The organism is Methanohalophilus euhalobius (assembly GCF_900215215.1).
Lineage (GTDB): Archaea > Halobacteriota > Methanosarcinia > Methanosarcinales > Methanosarcinaceae > Methanohalophilus > Methanohalophilus euhalobius.
This window is the reverse complement of the sequence record NZ_OBDR01000001.1, coordinates 1-15532: the sequence shown is the minus strand read 5'-3', so window position 1 is coordinate 15532 and position 15532 is coordinate 1. Positions and strand designations below refer to the sequence as shown.

The following is a 15532-nucleotide window of genomic DNA, read 5'->3' as shown; positions in this document are numbered from 1 at the left end:
TTTTTTATGCAATCGATACAAAGTCTCCTTGAAGTTTGCAATCATGCTTCAAAAGAGGCTAACGAGTCTATAAAGGACCTTGTCGGAAAAAGAAAAGCATACAAATCCGTCTACATGGGAGCGGACGGAACTCGTACAAGGCTGATCGATGACAGGGCTGAAAAGGCAATTTTTGAAGTGTTGAAAAGTTATGGCAATTGCCGCATCCTCAGCGAAGAGTATGGGGAATACATTCCTGATAAAAAACCTGAAATCACTTTTGTAATCGACCCTCTTGACGGCACATATAATGCAGCCCACGGAATCCCGTTTTATTCAACTTCCATTGCTGTTGGCAATGCGGACCTTTCTTCAATCTACTTTGGATATGTTAAAAATCTCTGCACAGGTGATATCTACCATGCATATAAGGGTGAAGGAGCATATCTAAATGGCAATCCAATAAATACATCCAACAGAAAACTATTAAAAAATTTCAGTGTCAGTCTTTACGGTTACCGTAACAATGTAGAAAATACCCTGGAGCTTTCCAGAAAAGTAAGAAGGGTTCGAATACTGGGAAGTGTGGCTCTGGAACTCTGCTATGTTGCCTGCGGTAAACTTGATGCTTTTGTAGATATCAGGAATTCACTGAGACTGATTGATGTTGCTGCAGGAAAACTTATCCTTGAAGAAACAAATGGAAAGGTAACCAACGGAAAAGGTACAGAGTTACATCTTCAGGATAGTGTTGTAAACAGGCTTTCCATGATAGCATCAAACGGACATGCCCACAGGGACATACTCAATTTTGTGGGGAGAAAAGATGAAAGTAAATAAAATTGGTATAACCTCTAAATATGATAGTCCGCAAGCCCTGGAAATGGTTGAGACTATTGTGAAAAGGTTCACTTCACAAATTAAAATTTTTCTGGATGAGGGGTCCTTTGACATGCTTAATCTTCCTGAAACAGAACGAATGCCTGTGGAAAAAATGAAAGAAGCAGGTGCCAACCTGATGATTTCAATCGGAGGAGACGGAACTGTTCTGCGCAGCATATCCAGGATGGATGATCCACTGCCACTTCTGGGAATAAACATGGGTATGCTGGGTTTCCTTGTGGATGTGATGCCTGAAGAGGCAATTCCTACGATCGAGAAAGTGCTGGAAGGATTCGAATATACCGAACGTTGTCGTATTGCAGTCAATCTCAACGGTGAAGAGTTACCCTGTGCCACAAATGAAGTTGTACTAACCACAGCCAGACCTGCCAAGATACTAACATTCCGGGTAACGGTTGACGGATGTATGATAGAAGAGTTCAGATCTGACGGAGTAGTGATCGCAACCCCCACAGGATCCACAGCTTATGCTATGAGTGCCGGCGGACCTATTCTGGATCCCAGGGTCAATGCTACCCTCATAGTACCTCTTGCCCCATTCAAACTTTCAGCCCGCCCCTGGGTGGTACCTTCTGACAGACCCATAAAGGTCGAAATAACTATTCCGGAAAAGGAAGCTGCTGTTGTTATCGATGGACAGCATACTTACACAATGAAAAAAGATGATACCATTTGTCTTACAAAAGCAAAAAATCCTGCTCGTTTTGTAGTGACTGAACGTAGTGGATTCTATGAAAAAGTACAGTCAAAACTTCGATGATACAAACACATATCTTTAAATATAAAAGTAAAGATAGGACCGGATAGCGATAACATGGCTCCAAATAAAGAATATTCCAGAAATGAAATGATGGATTTTATTGATATCGAACCTCTGGATATAGAAATATGTGATGTGACCCTCAGGGACGGTGAACAAACTCCCGGTGTTGCATTTACCAAAGAAGAGAAAATGGACCTGGCAAGTGAACTGGATGCAATTGGTGTCGAGATTATTGAAGCCGGATTTCCTGTCGTTTCTTCTTCTGAAAAAGAAACCATGAAGGAAATTAGCAATATGGGGCTGAATGCAAAAACGTGTTGCCTGGCCCGGTCCATCATAGGGGATGTAGATGCTGCTATTGATTGTGATGCCGATATAGTGAGCATTTTCATAGCTCTTTCAGACCTTCACCTGAAACACAAATATCACCGCTCCTGCAGCGATGTACTGGGTTGCTCAATGGAAGCAGTAGAATATGCAAAAGACCATGGACTTAAAGTCAGGTTTGCCGCAGAGGATGCAACGCGTACACCCATACCCACCCTGCAACATGCATTCCAGGAAGCAGAAAAATACAATGTTGATTATGTGAGCATCGCTGATACCATAGGAATATTGAATCCTTCAACTACCAAATACATGGTTGAAAAGATAAAAGAAAAGGTACATACACCCATATGCATTCACTGTCACAATGATATCGGACTTGCCACTGCAAATACTTTAGCAGCAGCTGAGGCAGGAGCAAAGCAACTCCATACCACCGTAAATGGTATCGGAGAAAGAGCAGGAAACGCTCCTCTTGAAGAAGTACTTGTAGCCCTTCGTGTACAGTACGGAATCGAAAACTACGATACCACACATCTTAATGGTCTTGCAAGAAAAGTTGAAGATTATTCCGGTCTGACAACTCCCGTGAATAAGGCTATTGTGGGCAAACATGCCTTCACGCATGAATCAGGGATACACGTCATGGCAATTCTGGAAGAGCCGCGGACTTACGAACTCTTTTCCCCGGAAATGGTGGGTGGGGTCCGAAACCTTGTAGTCGGTAAGCATACAGGACTGAAGGCCTTAAAAGGAATAATTAAGGACATGGGATATTCCCTTGAACACGAAGAATTATGTGCATTAATGGAGAAAATAAAGAATTGTACAGAAATCAAAGGTGGAATTACAAGGCCACATCTGGAAGAAATGATCGATGATATCAGATCCTGTAAAAGAGATGATGATATTTAAGACATCTCTTCTTCAGGTATCGAAACCCCTCCTGTATTCAAAATTACAACATAGTCAGAAGAATTCCTAAGGGCAGTTGAAAATCCAGGTTCTACACCAAAGATTATAGTTTCTTTGCCGTGTTCATTTGCTTTATTCAATAAGGGTTTAAAATCAGCATCTCTTGTCACAAGTGCAAGAGTATCGATATTGGGATTATGAACAAGATCCATTCCCTCAACAGCAAGCCTTACATCCACATCGCTTGAACAAATAACAGGTTCGAAACCATTGTTTTCCACGGCTTCTACAAGTTTATTAGAAGCATACTGATTAAGGAAAACACGTCCTATCTTGACATTACCGTACTCTTTCAATACATCCCTTATTTCTTCTAAGTTTACATCAAATTCCTTTCTCAGAACATTGGGACCATCTACAAGAAGTCCAATACTCCGTCGCCCTATTTCCTTTTTAGTACTCAGATATTTGACTATAGAATTAAATCCGGTTTTTACATTCTGCATATTGCCTCTTATTGCAGGTATAAACATTATAACAATAAATATGTGCAACCACAGTATCAACAACAATTAACCATAATTACTATTAATGATTATAATAACAACTAAGGACCTGCAAACCTTATAATCTTTCAGCAAGCAACCATTCGTTTACATTCTTTTTGGAATATGAATCATCCACAAGTACGAAATAGTTTTTGTACCTCCTTCCTTCTTTCTTTCTCCTGTACATAATTTCTCCCCTGTATAAGAGAAATTTATTGAAAATATCCTCAAATTGCATTCTTTCGTCATTTGTCAACTCAATGATAGATTGGCCATCACGGTACCAGTTATACACCCTTAAAACAAATACTTCTCTTATTCTTTTTAATCCTTCGGCCTGTTCAAAAGAGTCAAAGTATAAAGTCTTTCTAATTTCAGGTGACCAGGCTGCAATTTTTTTTTCCATGTCAATAAATTGCACGGGAATTTCTTCCCCTTCACGTGGCCTAGGATACAGTAAAGAAAGATGCCTTATAGAGCCCAATCTCACCACCGCCTGTATAAGGAACCCCGGGAAACCTTTAGGTTCTTCTTAAGTCTGCGCCCCACAATGATGCCGACAAAAACTCCGCTCAAGTGAGCTGCATGTGCTATCATATCGCCGGAAATATTCACGTACATGAAAGATAAGTCCACTATCACAAAGAGTATTAGAGCAGATTTGATAGTCATTGGGAAGAAAAAGACATATACGGGCAGATTTGGTTCAAGAATGGCAAGGGCTGCAAAAACACCCATTATTGCCCCACTGGCCCCGACCATCGGGTAACTGGTAGAGGTCGTTGCGATGAAACCTAAAGCTGCAACTATCCCGGAAATAAAATACAGGTAAATAAACATTGAATTGCCAATACGCCTCTCCAGTATCCTGCCAAAGAAATAGAGAACAAGCATATTGAAAAACAGATGAGCAAAACCTGCATGGAGAAACATATGAGAAATCAAAGTCCAGGGCCTGGATAGAATATTACCCGGTTCAAGCTGGAATAAAGTGTAATATGGCTGGCCCAGCAGGAGCTCCAGGAAAAATGAAAATATACATATAATTATTATGGCCATTGAAGGGCTAGAATAAAAGGAGCGTTTAGTCCTGTTAAATGCACTCCCGGCCGCACCTTTTGCAGCATTTTTGGTAGCTTCTTTAAAAAAATCCTTCACAATTTGATCTGTACCGGAAGTACTGCGTCCTCTGGTACCACTACTTCCAGCTGCACTTTGTGCAGAGCTGAAACGAGTCCCATCGCCCAGGCCTTCACAGCCATGTCTTTCAGGAAGACGATGACCAGAACAAAATGTTTTGCCACAGTAGCGGCATGTATACATCACTGGCTCCTTTTCACCGCATATCCAGCATTGATTATCCAAAATATCCTCCTACCTAAACACATATGCAAAAGTAAATAAATCTATTTCCATAATCAGAAAGCAGGTTGAATTAACGCCGCAAACAAATAAAAAGAATTATCTATTATAATCATGATAAATACCGGAAAGACTTATATACTGAACCTACATTAATAATGACACAGTCCACTACTGTATAAATTATTAACTTTTTATCAAACTATAACGCTCCCATCAAAGCTATACAGTTTATAGCAATGGGACACCCAGGAGGACAATATATAGATGAGTGAACTTAAAACAGGGACATTCTCTGTCAGTGACCTGGAAAACGTCCAGATCAACATCGGAAGCATTGTGGGTGCTATCGAAAAAACCGCCGCTGAAGAAGGAGAAGTCGGCCCTACTGTAAAACCCAACATCTCCGGACTGAGGGATTGGGACTATAAACTTCTTGAAAGATACAACCCGGTCTATACACCTATGTGTGACCAGTGTTGTTACTGTACATTCGGTACCTGTGACCTTACCGGGAACAAGGAAGGAGCATGTGGTATCAACATGGAAGGCCATAATGCCAGAGAATTCATGCTGCGTGTGATTACAGGAGCATCAGCTCACTCCGGTCACGGAAGACACCTACTCCACCACCTGATAGACAAGTATGGAGCAGATTATCCGCTTAAAGTTGGACAAACAAATATAATTGCTCCCAATGTCCAGATGGTTACAGGCAAAAAACCTGAAACTCTCGGTGATCTGGAAGGCGCCCTGAGTTATGTGGAGGAACAACTGGTCCAGCTTCTTGCATGTGTCCATGTAGGACAGGAAGGAGAGGCAATAGATTTTGAATCCAAGGCGATGCATGGTGGAATGCTCGATCATGTAGGAATGGAAGTTTCCGATATCGCACAGATTTCCTGTCTGGAAATGCCAAAAGCGGATGAAAACGCGCCCCTATCAGAAATTGGTATGGGAACTATTGACTCCGAAAAACCTGTCCTGCTGGTAATCGGTCATAACGTTGCCGGAGTAACCAACATTATAGACTATATGGAAGACCATGACCTGACCGACAAAATGGAGCTTTGTGGTCTGTGCTGTACCGCTCTGGACATGACAAGATACAGGACCGAGGGAGGAGACGTACCAAAGGCCAAGGTTGTCGGAACCCTTGCCAAAGAACTCAAGATGATACGTTCCGGTGTTCCTGACGTTATTGTTGTCGATGAACAGTGTGTACGCGCCGACGTGCTAAGGGAAGCACGGGAGCTTATGATGCCTGTCATCACAACCAATGATAAAATCATGTATGGACTGCCTGACAGGTCCGAAGATGATATAGAGGATATCATCGATGATCTCAAATCCGGCAGGGATGATGGTGCCCTGATACTTGACTTTGAAAAACTCGGTGAGGTTGCCCCCAGACTTACACAGGAAATGTCAAAAATTCGCAAGGAAAAAGGTGTCGTATCCCTACCTACCGAAGAGGAGTTCAACGAACTTACCTCCAGATGTGTACATTGCCTTACATGTGAACTCGAATGTCCGACAAACCTGCCAATCAGCGATGCCATGACCGCTGCTGAAGAAGGTGACCTCAGGCCTTTCGAAATACTTCATGACAAATGTGTAGCCTGTGGCAGATGTGAGCAGGCATGTCCAAAGGATATACCTGTCCTCAATGTAATTGAAAAGGCATCCCAGAGAGTAATCCGGGAAGAAAGGGGCAAAGTTCGTGTCGGACGTGGCCAGATAAGTGACCCTGAAATCCGTGAAGAAGGCGTCAATCTTGTTATGGGTACCACACCCGGTATCATTGCAATGGTTGGATGTTCAAACTATCCGGATGGAACAAAAGACCTGTATCGGATAGCCGATGAAATGTTGAGGCGTAACTATATTGTCCTGATGTCGGGATGTTCTGCAATGGACCTTGGCATGTATCAGAACGATGACGGGGAGACCCTTTACGAGAAATATCCGGCAAAGTTCCAGAAAGGAAATCTCATCAACGTGGGCTCATGTGTTTCCAATTCCCATATCACAGCTGCTACCATAAAAGTTGCCGCAATCTTTGCGCAACGTAACATTACAGGAAACTACGAAGAGATCGCCGATTATATCCTGAATCGTGTTGGAGCGGTTGGCGTAGCATGGGGAGCATATTCCCAGAAAGCATCTTCAATTGGAACCGGCTGCAACAGGCTTGGAATTCCTGTAATCCTTGGTCCTCACGGTTCAAAATACCGCAGAGCACTCATAGGCAAACCCTATGAAGAAGATAAATGGAAGGTCCTTGATGCAAGAAACGGGGAAACAATGGATATCCCGCCAGCTCCGGAGTTCCTGCTTACAACCGCAGAAACCATTGATGAAATGATGCCTATGCTTGCCAAGAACTGTATCCGTCCAAGTGACAACAACATGGGAAGAATGATCAAACTGACTCATTACATTGAGCTCAGTGAAAAATACCTGGGAATAATGCCTGATGACTGGTACAAGTATGTAAGGAATGAAACAGACTTGCCACTTGCAAGACGTGAAGAATTCCTCAAGAAACTTGAGCAGGAATACGGATGGGATATCGATTGGAATAAAAAGAAGATTGTATCCGGACCCACCAGTAAACTGGATGTATCGGCCCAACCCACCAATGTGGAAAGATTGTGCAAGGAGGCTTAAAAATGGCTGATGTTTCAAAAAACCTGAAGGTCTATACAACATATGGGCCTAAATCTGCCAGGGGTACAAAGCCAGCTATTGTAGCAAAAATGATCGAAAAAGCTAAAAGGCCTCTTTTCGTTGTTGGCTCGGAGGTCCTGGAGGAAAAACTCCTTGCCCGTGCACAAGCCATAGCAAAGAAGGGTATCCCTGTAGCTGCTACCGGGCATTCCATAAAAGGATTTATCGATGAAGAGGGAGTGGATGCAAAATATATCAACATCCATTTCCTTGGTTCTTTTCTTTGTGACCCAAAATGGGCCGGATTGGATGATAACGGATGTTATGATCTGATAATCCTGCTTGGACATAAAAAATATTATATTAATCAGGTCCTTTCAGGACTGAAGAATTTTTCAGACCTGAAAACAATTAACATAGGAAAACATTATACCCAAAATGCTACCTTGTCTTTTGGTAATGTTACACCTGAAGTACATCTGGAAGCACTGGACGAACTTATTGATAACCTTTGAATTTTAAAGAAGGAGGATATTAACAATGGCTGAAGATTTTCCTTTTGAAATTTCTCCAATGTTTGAAGGAGAAAGAATCAGAAAAAATGATATGTACGTGGAACTTTCAGGTCCCAAATCCATTGGTTTTGAACTTGTAAAGGCAGCTGAGATGGATGATGTGGTAGACGGCAAGTTTAACATGATCGGTCCGGACATCCAGGATATGGAAGAGGGAGGAAGATACCCTTTTGCCATGATATACAAGATTGCCGGGGAACTTGTTGAAGAAGACCTTGAATCCATTGTGGAAAGAAGAAACCACGATTTCCAGAATTATATACAGGGGCTTATGCACCTGAACCAGCGTTATGATGTGTGGGTTCGTTTAAGCAAAGAGGCTGTGGAAAAAGGTGTTACCTCCTTTGAATCTATTGCTCAGGCAATAATGATGCTTTTCAAGAACGAACTCCCGTTCATAGAGAAGGTGGAAGCTACCTATATCACGGACAAGGACGAGATTGAAAAACTCATGGACGAGGCAAAAGCCAAATACAAGGCCAGGGATGACAGGACCCGTAATCTTCACGATGAGGATGTTGATACGTTCTATGGATGTACTCTCTGTCAATCTTTTGCACCGTCCAATGTATGTGTAATAACCCCGGACAGGATATCCCTCTGTGGTGCTATCAACTGGTTTGACGGCAGGGCAGCCGCCAAGGTCGATCCTGAAGGGCCCCAATTCGCAATACCTAAAGGGGATGTAATAGATGAAGAATCCGGTGAGTATACCGGTGTAAACGAGACTGCAAAATCCCTGTCAAGCGGGGAATATGATCGTATAAAACTTCACTCATTCTTGGACCATCCACACACATCCTGCGGATGCTTTGAAGTTGTAGGTTTCTATATACCCGAGGTTGACGGTATCGGATGGGTAGACAGGGATTTTACAGGAGCTGCACCAAACGGACTCCCCTTCTCCACGATGGCCGGGCAGACAGGAGGAGGAAAACAGATCAGTGGATTTTTGGGAATTGGTATCAACTACTTCCGTTCTCCCAAGTTCATCCAAGCTGACGGTGGATGGGAACGTGTGGTCTGGATGCCAAAACATCTCAAAGACCGTGTATCTGACGATATACCGGATGACATTGCAGACAAGATTGCTACTGAAGAAGACGTATCAGATCTGGAAACACTCAGGAACTTCCTGGAAGAAAAGAACCATCCAATTGTCAATAGATGGGAAAAGGAAGAAGAGGAGGAGGCTACAGAGGAAGAAGAAACTCCACAACAAGCCGCTCCCGCCATGCAGATGCCTGCCTCAATGCCAATGAATATGCCAGCCATGCCAACTTCCGGAAGTGGTGGTGTAAAGATCATTCTCAAAAATGCAAAGGTATCTGTTGATAAGGTAATCATTAAGAAGAACGAGTAATAGAGAGGTTTCTCTGTGACAAAAATCATTGCGATTACAGGTAAAGGCGGCACCGGGAAGACGGCCATAACGACCCTTCTGCTGCGCCATCTGACAAAAAGTGATAAGGTTGTCCTGGCAATCGATGCTGATCCGGATACCAATCTCCCGGAAACCCTGGGATGTGAGGCAGACCGTACCATCGGTGACATCAAGGAATACATGATGAATGAACGAGACAACATGCCACCAGATATCAACAAGGAATCGATATTCGAATCCAGGATATACGAGACACTCAACGAGTTACCTGACTATGACCTGCTGGTTATGGGAAGGCCCGAAGGATCAGGTTGTTACTGCTATGTAAACAATCTGCTGCGGGGGATAATGGACCGCCTGACCGAAAACTATGACGTGGTTATCATGGATATGGAAGCAGGTCTTGAACACTTCAGCAGGAAGACTATCAGGAATATAGATGATCTCCTGGTGGTTACCGATGGTTCCCGCAGAGGAATGGGGACTGCCGAGAGAATCAGTGAACTTGTGCATGAGCTGGAAACAGATGTGCGCAATATCCATGTGGTCGCAAATAAAGTCACAGAAGACAATAAAGAACAGATCCAGAAAACTGCGAATGAACTTGGCCTGAAATTAATAGGCCTTGTTCCAACGGATGAAAGTATTGCAGAGAGAGATCTTGCAGGGGAAGCTCTCTATGACCTTCCCGAAGATTCGAAAGCCGTTATCGAAGTTGAAAGAATCGCAGTAAAACTTGGATTATAATAAATAATCAGATGGTGGAAGTGGAATGTCAGATAAACTCAAACTTTCAGACCTTAATAATATCTTAAAAGACCTCGATGTGGAATCCCTGGAAGGGGTTACTATTGAAGGTGACATAGAACTTGATATACAGGGAGGCGGGGGAATGAATCCGGCTATGGCTTATGCCCTTGGCCATGAAGCCGCCCAGATCTCCCTTCATGTGGCAAACATCGCCAGAATGCTGGGCTATCCTGTAGACCAACTCTTTGCACAGTGTCTTGGAGCCGGAGGAGAAGCTGCAGCATTACAGACAGAACCTGCAATAGAGGAACTGTTGCAGGCTAAATTCGATGTTGCCAGAAGTAGCGAATGGAATACACCTATCCAGGAAGTAACCCTCGGTGCAACTTCCGCAGACGGAGGAAGCCGTGACCACACAATAACCCTGGGTGGCGAAAAGGCAATGCCATTCTATTTTGATGCAGAAATGCCCAACCGTAATTATGTCACAATGGATGTCTTTGACATGCCTATCTCAATGGCAAAGGCTGTCAAATCCAATTACGAAGACGTTATGGGGGACCCTGCAGAATGGGCTAAAAAAGTTGTCAATGAGTATAATGCGGATATGGTTACAATTCACCTGATTTCTACAGATCCTTTAATCAATGATACTCCTGCAAAAGAAGCTGCAAAGGTAGTAGAGGATGTATTACAGGCAGTTGATGTGCCTATCGTAATCGGTGGTTCAGGAAATCCACAGAAAGACCCTGAAGTACTTGAAAAAGCCGCAGAGGTTGCCGAAGGAGAATGTGCCCTGCTTGCATCCGCAAGTCTAAACCTGGATTATGAAAGGGTTGCAAAGGCGGCAACGGATTACGGTCATGCAGTCCTTTCCTGGACCCAGCTTGAAATCAATGCTCAGAAAGAACTCAACCGTAAACTAATGAAGCAGTGTAATGTCCCACGTGAAAGCATTGTGATGGATCCAACAACAGCAGCCCTGGGATATGGTCTTGACTATGCTTACAGTAACATGGAAAGGGTACGATTATCCGCCCTTATGGGTGACGATGAACTTAACTTCCCGATATCCTCCGGTACCACAAATGCCTGGGGCGCACGTGAATCCTGGATGAAACAATCACCCCTTAAGGAAGATTCTGACTGGGGACCCAGGGAATACAGGGGACCCATCTGGGAGATCGTTACAGGACTGTCCCTTGCCCTTGCAGGCAATGACCTGTTCATGATGATGCACCCAACATCCGTACAGGTGCTCAAAGAGATTACACAGACTCTCTATGGCAATATTGAAGCAAAGAACCCGGACATCACCAACTGGATCACTGCGGAGGTATAATATGAAGATAAACAGCCCCCTTGATGCTTACAAATATCTGCCGGGAACAAACTGTGGCAGGTGTGGTGAAGATACATGTATGGCCTTTGCCTCACACCTTATCGACCGTTCCAAAAGTGGCGAAGACTGTCTGCCCATGGTAGAGGAAGACAAGTATGCAAAGAAACTCGAGGAACTGGAAAAACTGCTTGCCCCGGAAATCAGGGAAGTTACCATTGGCACTGGTGAAAAATCAGTCACCATCGGTGGAGATGATGTCCTTTTCCGTCATAAATTGACCTTTTTCAACAAGACAGCCTATGCATACGATGTCACCGACACCATGGATGATAAGGAACTTGAGGAAAGGATCAACACCATCCAGACTTTCAAGAAATTCTATGTGGGAGAATTCCTCAACCTTGATATGGTAGCGGTACGGTGTGTATCCGGCAAACCCGAAACTTTTGCAGATACTGTGAAAAAGGTAATCGGACTTACAGAATTACCACTTGTACTCTGTTCTTTTGATCCGGCAGTATTAAAAGCCGCCCTGGAAGTAGCAGCAGACAAAAAGCCACTAATGTATGCAGCCAACCAGGAGAACTGGAAAGAAGTTGCCGGCCTTGCAAAGGAATACGAGGTGCCTGTAACCCTGTTCGCACCGAATGATCTGGACTTGCTCAAGTCAATGGCAAAGACATTTGCAGAAATGGGACTAGAGAACCTTGTGCTTGACCCGGGAACCTTCCCCACAGGCAAGGAAATGAAGACAACGTTCGAAAATTTCCTGAAGATCAGAAGAGCAGGTATAGATGGGGATGGCGAAGTTGCCTATCCCATAATGGCCGTTCCCCTGACTGCCTGGATGGCCTACGATGATGATGTCAGTGCATCCTACTGGGAAACTGTGGTAGCCTCCGTACTCACTGTTAAGTACGGCGACATCATGATCATGCACAGCATAGAGCCTTATGCATTGCTGCCTGAAGTGCACCTGAGAGATACCATTTATACGGATCCAAGAAAGCCTGTAACTGTTGATCCGGGTGTATGGGAAGTAGGTTCACCTACTGCTGATTCACCAGTTATAGTTACCACAAACTTTGCCCTCACCTACTATACAGTTGAGAGTGATATTTCTTCCAACAAGATAGACTGCTACATTGTGGTGGCAGACACCGAGGGTATCGGTGTGGAAGCCGCTGTTGCCGGTGGACAGCTGACCGCAGACAAGATCAAGAAGACTCTGGAAAATGCCAAGTTTGATCTTAAGGAAAAGACAAACTACAACACCGTCATCCTGCCCGGCCTGTCCGCACGTCTGCAGGGAGATGTCGAGGACAAGGTGGGTTCAAGGGTACTCATTGGACCGGCAGACTCCGGCAGACTTCCTGGATGGCTGGAGAAAAACTGGCCACCACAGGATAAATAAACTAAAAAAGCATCCGTTAAATACGGGTGCTTCAATTCTTTTTTTGCACCAAATTTATTAGTGCTGAAGATAGATGTATCACCCATGAAAAGCAAAGTCTTTTTTGTAGACCTGAAAGTGCGCAGAGATTGTGAAAATACAATTCAGAAGATCAAAAGATTGTATGATACAGCAGGTTTTGACAGAATCATCGATGAAGGCGATTTCACTGCCATTAAAATGCATTTCGGGGAAAAGGGCAATGAAGGCTTCATAAGTCCGGTCAACGTCAGACAGGTTGTGGATAAGATCCATTCTTCGGGTGCAAAGGCCTATCTTACCGATACCAACACCCTGTACTCAGGATACCGCCACAATGCTGTAGACCACCTTACAACGGCAATTGAACATGGATTTGGCTATGAAGTCACCAGGGCACCACTGATAATTGCAGACGGGCTGTTGGGCAACGGGTTCCGACAGATACCAATAAAGGGGAGACATTTTGACAGTGTTAAAATCGCATCCGAACTGCTTGACTGCCAGAGTATGATCGTAATGTCCCATTTCAAGGGCCATGAGCTTGCAGGTTTTGGAGGGGCGATCAAAAACCTGGCAATGGGCGGAGGTTCAGTAGCCGGGAAAATGGAGCAGCATGGAGGGCTTCATCCGGAAATTGATGCAGAACGATGTAACGGATGCGCAACCTGTGTGGAAGTATGCCCCTGCGATGCAATGGAGATTAATAGCGACAATATATCCACTATCGATGACGACAAGTGTATAGGCTGTGGAGAATGTATGACAGTATGCCCGGTCGAGGCGATTGATTTCAATTATGCCGATATACCCGACTTCATGGAAATGATAACCGAATATGCCCTGGGCACCGTTGCCGGCAGGCAGGAAAAAATAGGCTACATGAATTTCCTTGTCCGCATCACACCCGACTGTGATTGCGTGCCCTGGAGCGATGTATCGCTGGTACCGGATATAGGCATCCTGGCATCCACAGATCCGGTGGCTATTGACCAGGCAAGCCTGGACCTCGTAAACGAACAACAGGGTTTTACTGCATCCAAACTTGAAGAAAATATTGAACCCGGCAAAGACAAGTTCAAAGGTGTCTGGAAAAACAGCGCAGGAGATATCCAGTTAAGTTACGGTGAAGAAATAGGCCTTGGAAACCGGGATTATGAGCTGATCAGGATTTGACTCAAAACTAATAGCAGAAGTTTGTAAGTCTTGATGATAATATTATTATTCTATGGATATCCTATAATGCAGCAAACAGCCTTATGAGTAAATTGCAGATTAATTGGTGAACATCACAGTTCCCAAAAACAAAATTCACTATCATTAAAAATATCAATAAAAATTCGGGACATATCTGATTGCCCGACAGATAACGGACGATACAAAATGAGTTACAAGATCGCAATAATGGGTGCTACCGGTGCGGTAGGCAGAGAAATTATCGAAGTATTGAGTAACAGGAAGTTCCCGGTAGAAGAATTGAAACTCTACGCATCACAGAGGAGCGCCGGCAAGGTAATGGAGACCCCTTTCGGAAAAATTACCATCGAAGATGCGGACACGGCAGATTACTCCGAACTTGACATTGCCTTTTTTGCAATAAGCGGCTCGTGGAGTAAGGCTAATGCCAAGAAAGCAACCGATGCAGGATGCTATGTGATTGATAACAGCAGTGCATACAGGTATGATGACAACGTGCCTCTTGTGGTTCCGGAAATCAATACTCATGCTATCGGGGATTCAAAGCTGATTGCAAACCCCAACTGTACAACCGCAATCGCAGCCATCCCCCTTTATGCCCTCCATAAAGAGTATGGTCTGGAGAAGGTCATTATCAGCACCTACCAGGCAACCAGCGGTGCAGGAGCCGCCGGGATGAATGAACTGATCAATGAGACAAGGAACTATCTTGAAGATAAAGAGGTATACCATCAGGCCTTTGTCCATCCTATTGTTTTCAACACTATCCCCCATATTGACAGTTTTCAGGAAAACGATTACACCCGTGAGGAGATGAAAGTCGTCTGGGAAACCCACAAGATATTTGAGGAACCCGATATCCCAATCAGCTGCACCTGTGTGAGAATCCCGACTCTCAGGGTTCACGGGGAAAGCATTGTTGTCGAAACTGAAAAACCAATTTCCCCGGATGAAGCCAAAAAACTGCTGGCATCGGTCGAAGGTGTTGAGTTGAAGGATGATATCGAGAACAATGTGTACCCAATGCCCCTGACAGCCACCCATAAATACGATGTGGAGGTCGGCAGGATAAGGCAGAACATCGTGTTCGGTGACCACGGTCTGGAATTTTTTGTCTGCGGTGACCAGATCCTCAAGGGCGCCGCACTGAATGCAGTGCAGATCGCCGAGCAACTTTAATTCTTACAGATAAAATTTACTCATCAACTGAAAGAATGTTTTGTATAGGTTCTATGTGGACCTACTTCTAAAAAAGATGATAGTAAAAAATCATTGAGCATATAGAAATTTCTAAAATATTTAAGTGGACCGGTCGGGATTCGAACCCGAGGCCTCTACCATGCCAAGGTAGCGATCTTCCGAGCTGATCTACCGGCCCACAT

The 15532-nt window shown here is 44.1% G+C and carries 14 protein-coding genes and 1 tRNA gene; 11 read left to right on the top strand and 4 right to left on the bottom strand.

Annotated features, from left to right (window positions below; genetic code table 11):
* Positions 1-6 precede the first annotated feature (6 nt).
* From CP947_RS00075 to CP947_RS00065, 3 genes are read left to right on the top strand one after another with little or no spacing between them, the layout of a single operon-like run.
* Positions 7-819: a bifunctional fructose-bisphosphatase/inositol-phosphate phosphatase gene (locus CP947_RS00075; RefSeq protein WP_096711253.1), complete on the top strand. Its 813-nt coding sequence runs from the start codon at positions 7-9 to the stop codon at positions 817-819.
* The gene (locus CP947_RS00070; protein WP_096711252.1) at positions 806-1642 is read left to right on the top strand and encodes an NAD(+)/NADH kinase; all 837 of its coding nucleotides are present in this window, start codon (positions 806-808) and stop codon (positions 1640-1642) included. Before CP947_RS00075 ends, CP947_RS00070 begins: the two co-directional genes overlap by 14 nt.
* Positions 1643-1696: 54 nt before the next feature.
* Complete coding sequence (locus tag CP947_RS00065) at positions 1697-2887, top strand: homocitrate synthase family protein (protein WP_096711251.1); 1191 nt, start codon at positions 1697-1699, stop codon at positions 2885-2887.
* On the opposite strand, the gene CP947_RS00060 is transcribed toward CP947_RS00065, so the two are convergent.
* The 3 genes from CP947_RS00060 to CP947_RS00050 all read right to left on the bottom strand — a co-directional run bounded on the left by CP947_RS00060 (position 2884) and on the right by CP947_RS00050 (position 4800).
* The gene (locus CP947_RS00060; RefSeq protein ID WP_096711602.1) at positions 2884-3393 is read right to left on the bottom strand and encodes a TIGR00288 family NYN domain-containing protein; all 510 of its coding nucleotides are present in this window, start codon (positions 3391-3393) and stop codon (positions 2884-2886) included. The genes CP947_RS00065 and CP947_RS00060 overlap by 4 nt on opposite strands.
* Before the next feature lie 118 nt (positions 3394-3511).
* Positions 3512-3841, bottom strand: a complete 330-nt coding sequence (locus tag CP947_RS00055) for a hypothetical protein (RefSeq protein ID WP_253247315.1) — start codon at positions 3839-3841, stop codon at positions 3512-3514.
* 80 nt (positions 3842-3921) lie between these two features.
* A complete protein-coding gene (locus CP947_RS00050; protein ID WP_096711249.1) occupies positions 3922-4800 on the bottom strand; it encodes a rhomboid family intramembrane serine protease in 879 nt (292 codons plus the stop codon).
* 264 nt (positions 4801-5064) lie between these two features.
* Here CP947_RS00050 and cdhA point away from each other — a divergent pair, with 264 nt between their 5' ends.
* The 8 genes from cdhA (at position 5065) to CP947_RS00010 (ending at position 15329) form a co-directional block, all read left to right on the top strand.
* Positions 5065-7470, top strand: a complete 2406-nt coding sequence (cdhA, locus tag CP947_RS00045) for a CO dehydrogenase/acetyl-CoA synthase complex subunit alpha (protein WP_096711248.1) — start codon at positions 5065-5067, stop codon at positions 7468-7470.
* A 2-nt stretch (positions 7471-7472) separates the two neighbouring features.
* Positions 7473-7985: a CO dehydrogenase/acetyl-CoA synthase complex subunit epsilon gene (gene cdhB / locus CP947_RS00040; RefSeq protein WP_096711247.1), complete on the top strand. Its 513-nt coding sequence runs from the start codon at positions 7473-7475 to the stop codon at positions 7983-7985.
* Between the two features lie 25 nt (positions 7986-8010).
* The gene (gene cdhC / locus CP947_RS00035) at positions 8011-9408 is read left to right on the top strand and encodes a CO dehydrogenase/CO-methylating acetyl-CoA synthase complex subunit beta (protein ID WP_096711246.1); all 1398 of its coding nucleotides are present in this window, start codon (positions 8011-8013) and stop codon (positions 9406-9408) included.
* Between the two features lie 15 nt (positions 9409-9423).
* Complete coding sequence (locus CP947_RS00030; RefSeq protein ID WP_096711245.1) at positions 9424-10176, top strand: ATP-binding protein; 753 nt, start codon at positions 9424-9426, stop codon at positions 10174-10176.
* Between the two features lie 25 nt (positions 10177-10201).
* Positions 10202-11521, top strand: coding sequence for a CO dehydrogenase/acetyl-CoA synthase subunit delta (cdhD, locus tag CP947_RS00025; RefSeq protein WP_096711244.1), 1320 nt, complete (start codon positions 10202-10204; stop codon positions 11519-11521).
* Between the two features lies 1 nt (position 11522).
* Positions 11523-12935, top strand: coding sequence for an acetyl-CoA decarbonylase/synthase complex subunit gamma (acsC, locus tag CP947_RS00020; RefSeq protein WP_096711243.1), 1413 nt, complete (start codon positions 11523-11525; stop codon positions 12933-12935).
* Between the two features lie 84 nt (positions 12936-13019).
* Entirely contained in the window at positions 13020-14129 is a 1110-nt protein-coding gene (locus CP947_RS00015) for a DUF362 domain-containing protein (protein WP_096711242.1), read from the top strand.
* Positions 14130-14336: 207 nt separating this feature from the next.
* Complete coding sequence (locus CP947_RS00010) at positions 14337-15329, top strand: aspartate-semialdehyde dehydrogenase (RefSeq protein WP_096711241.1); 993 nt, start codon at positions 14337-14339, stop codon at positions 15327-15329.
* Between the two features lie 125 nt (positions 15330-15454).
* Here CP947_RS00010 and CP947_RS00005 read toward each other — a convergent pair.
* A tRNA-Ala gene (locus CP947_RS00005) sits at positions 15455-15528 on the bottom strand.
* Between the last annotated feature and the right edge of the window lie 4 nt (positions 15529-15532).

Excerpts from the sequence above, each read along its gene's own strand:
- CP947_RS00075 (WP_096711253.1), top strand. The coding sequence starts at position 7 with ATGCAATCGATACAAAGTCTCCTTGAAGTTTGCAATCATGCTTCAAAA.
- CP947_RS00070 (WP_096711252.1), top strand. The coding sequence starts at position 806 with ATGAAAGTAAATAAAATTGGTATAACCTCTAAATATGATAGTCCGCAA.
- CP947_RS00065 (WP_096711251.1), top strand. The coding sequence starts at position 1,697 with ATGGCTCCAAATAAAGAATATTCCAGAAATGAAATGATGGATTTTATT.
- CP947_RS00060 (WP_096711602.1), bottom strand. The coding sequence starts at position 3,393 with ATGCAGAATGTAAAAACCGGATTTAATTCTATAGTCAAATATCTGAGT.
- CP947_RS00055 (WP_253247315.1), bottom strand. The coding sequence starts at position 3,841 with ATGGAAAAAAAAATTGCAGCCTGGTCACCTGAAATTAGAAAGACTTTA.
- cdhA (WP_096711248.1), top strand. The coding sequence starts at position 5,065 with ATGAGTGAACTTAAAACAGGGACATTCTCTGTCAGTGACCTGGAAAAC.
- cdhB (WP_096711247.1), top strand. The coding sequence starts at position 7,473 with ATGGCTGATGTTTCAAAAAACCTGAAGGTCTATACAACATATGGGCCT.
- cdhC (WP_096711246.1), top strand. The coding sequence starts at position 8,011 with ATGGCTGAAGATTTTCCTTTTGAAATTTCTCCAATGTTTGAAGGAGAA.
- cdhD (WP_096711244.1), top strand. The coding sequence starts at position 10,202 with ATGTCAGATAAACTCAAACTTTCAGACCTTAATAATATCTTAAAAGAC.
- acsC (WP_096711243.1), top strand. The coding sequence starts at position 11,523 with ATGAAGATAAACAGCCCCCTTGATGCTTACAAATATCTGCCGGGAACA.
- CP947_RS00015 (WP_096711242.1), top strand. The coding sequence starts at position 13,020 with ATGAAAAGCAAAGTCTTTTTTGTAGACCTGAAAGTGCGCAGAGATTGT.
- CP947_RS00010 (WP_096711241.1), top strand. The coding sequence starts at position 14,337 with ATGAGTTACAAGATCGCAATAATGGGTGCTACCGGTGCGGTAGGCAGA.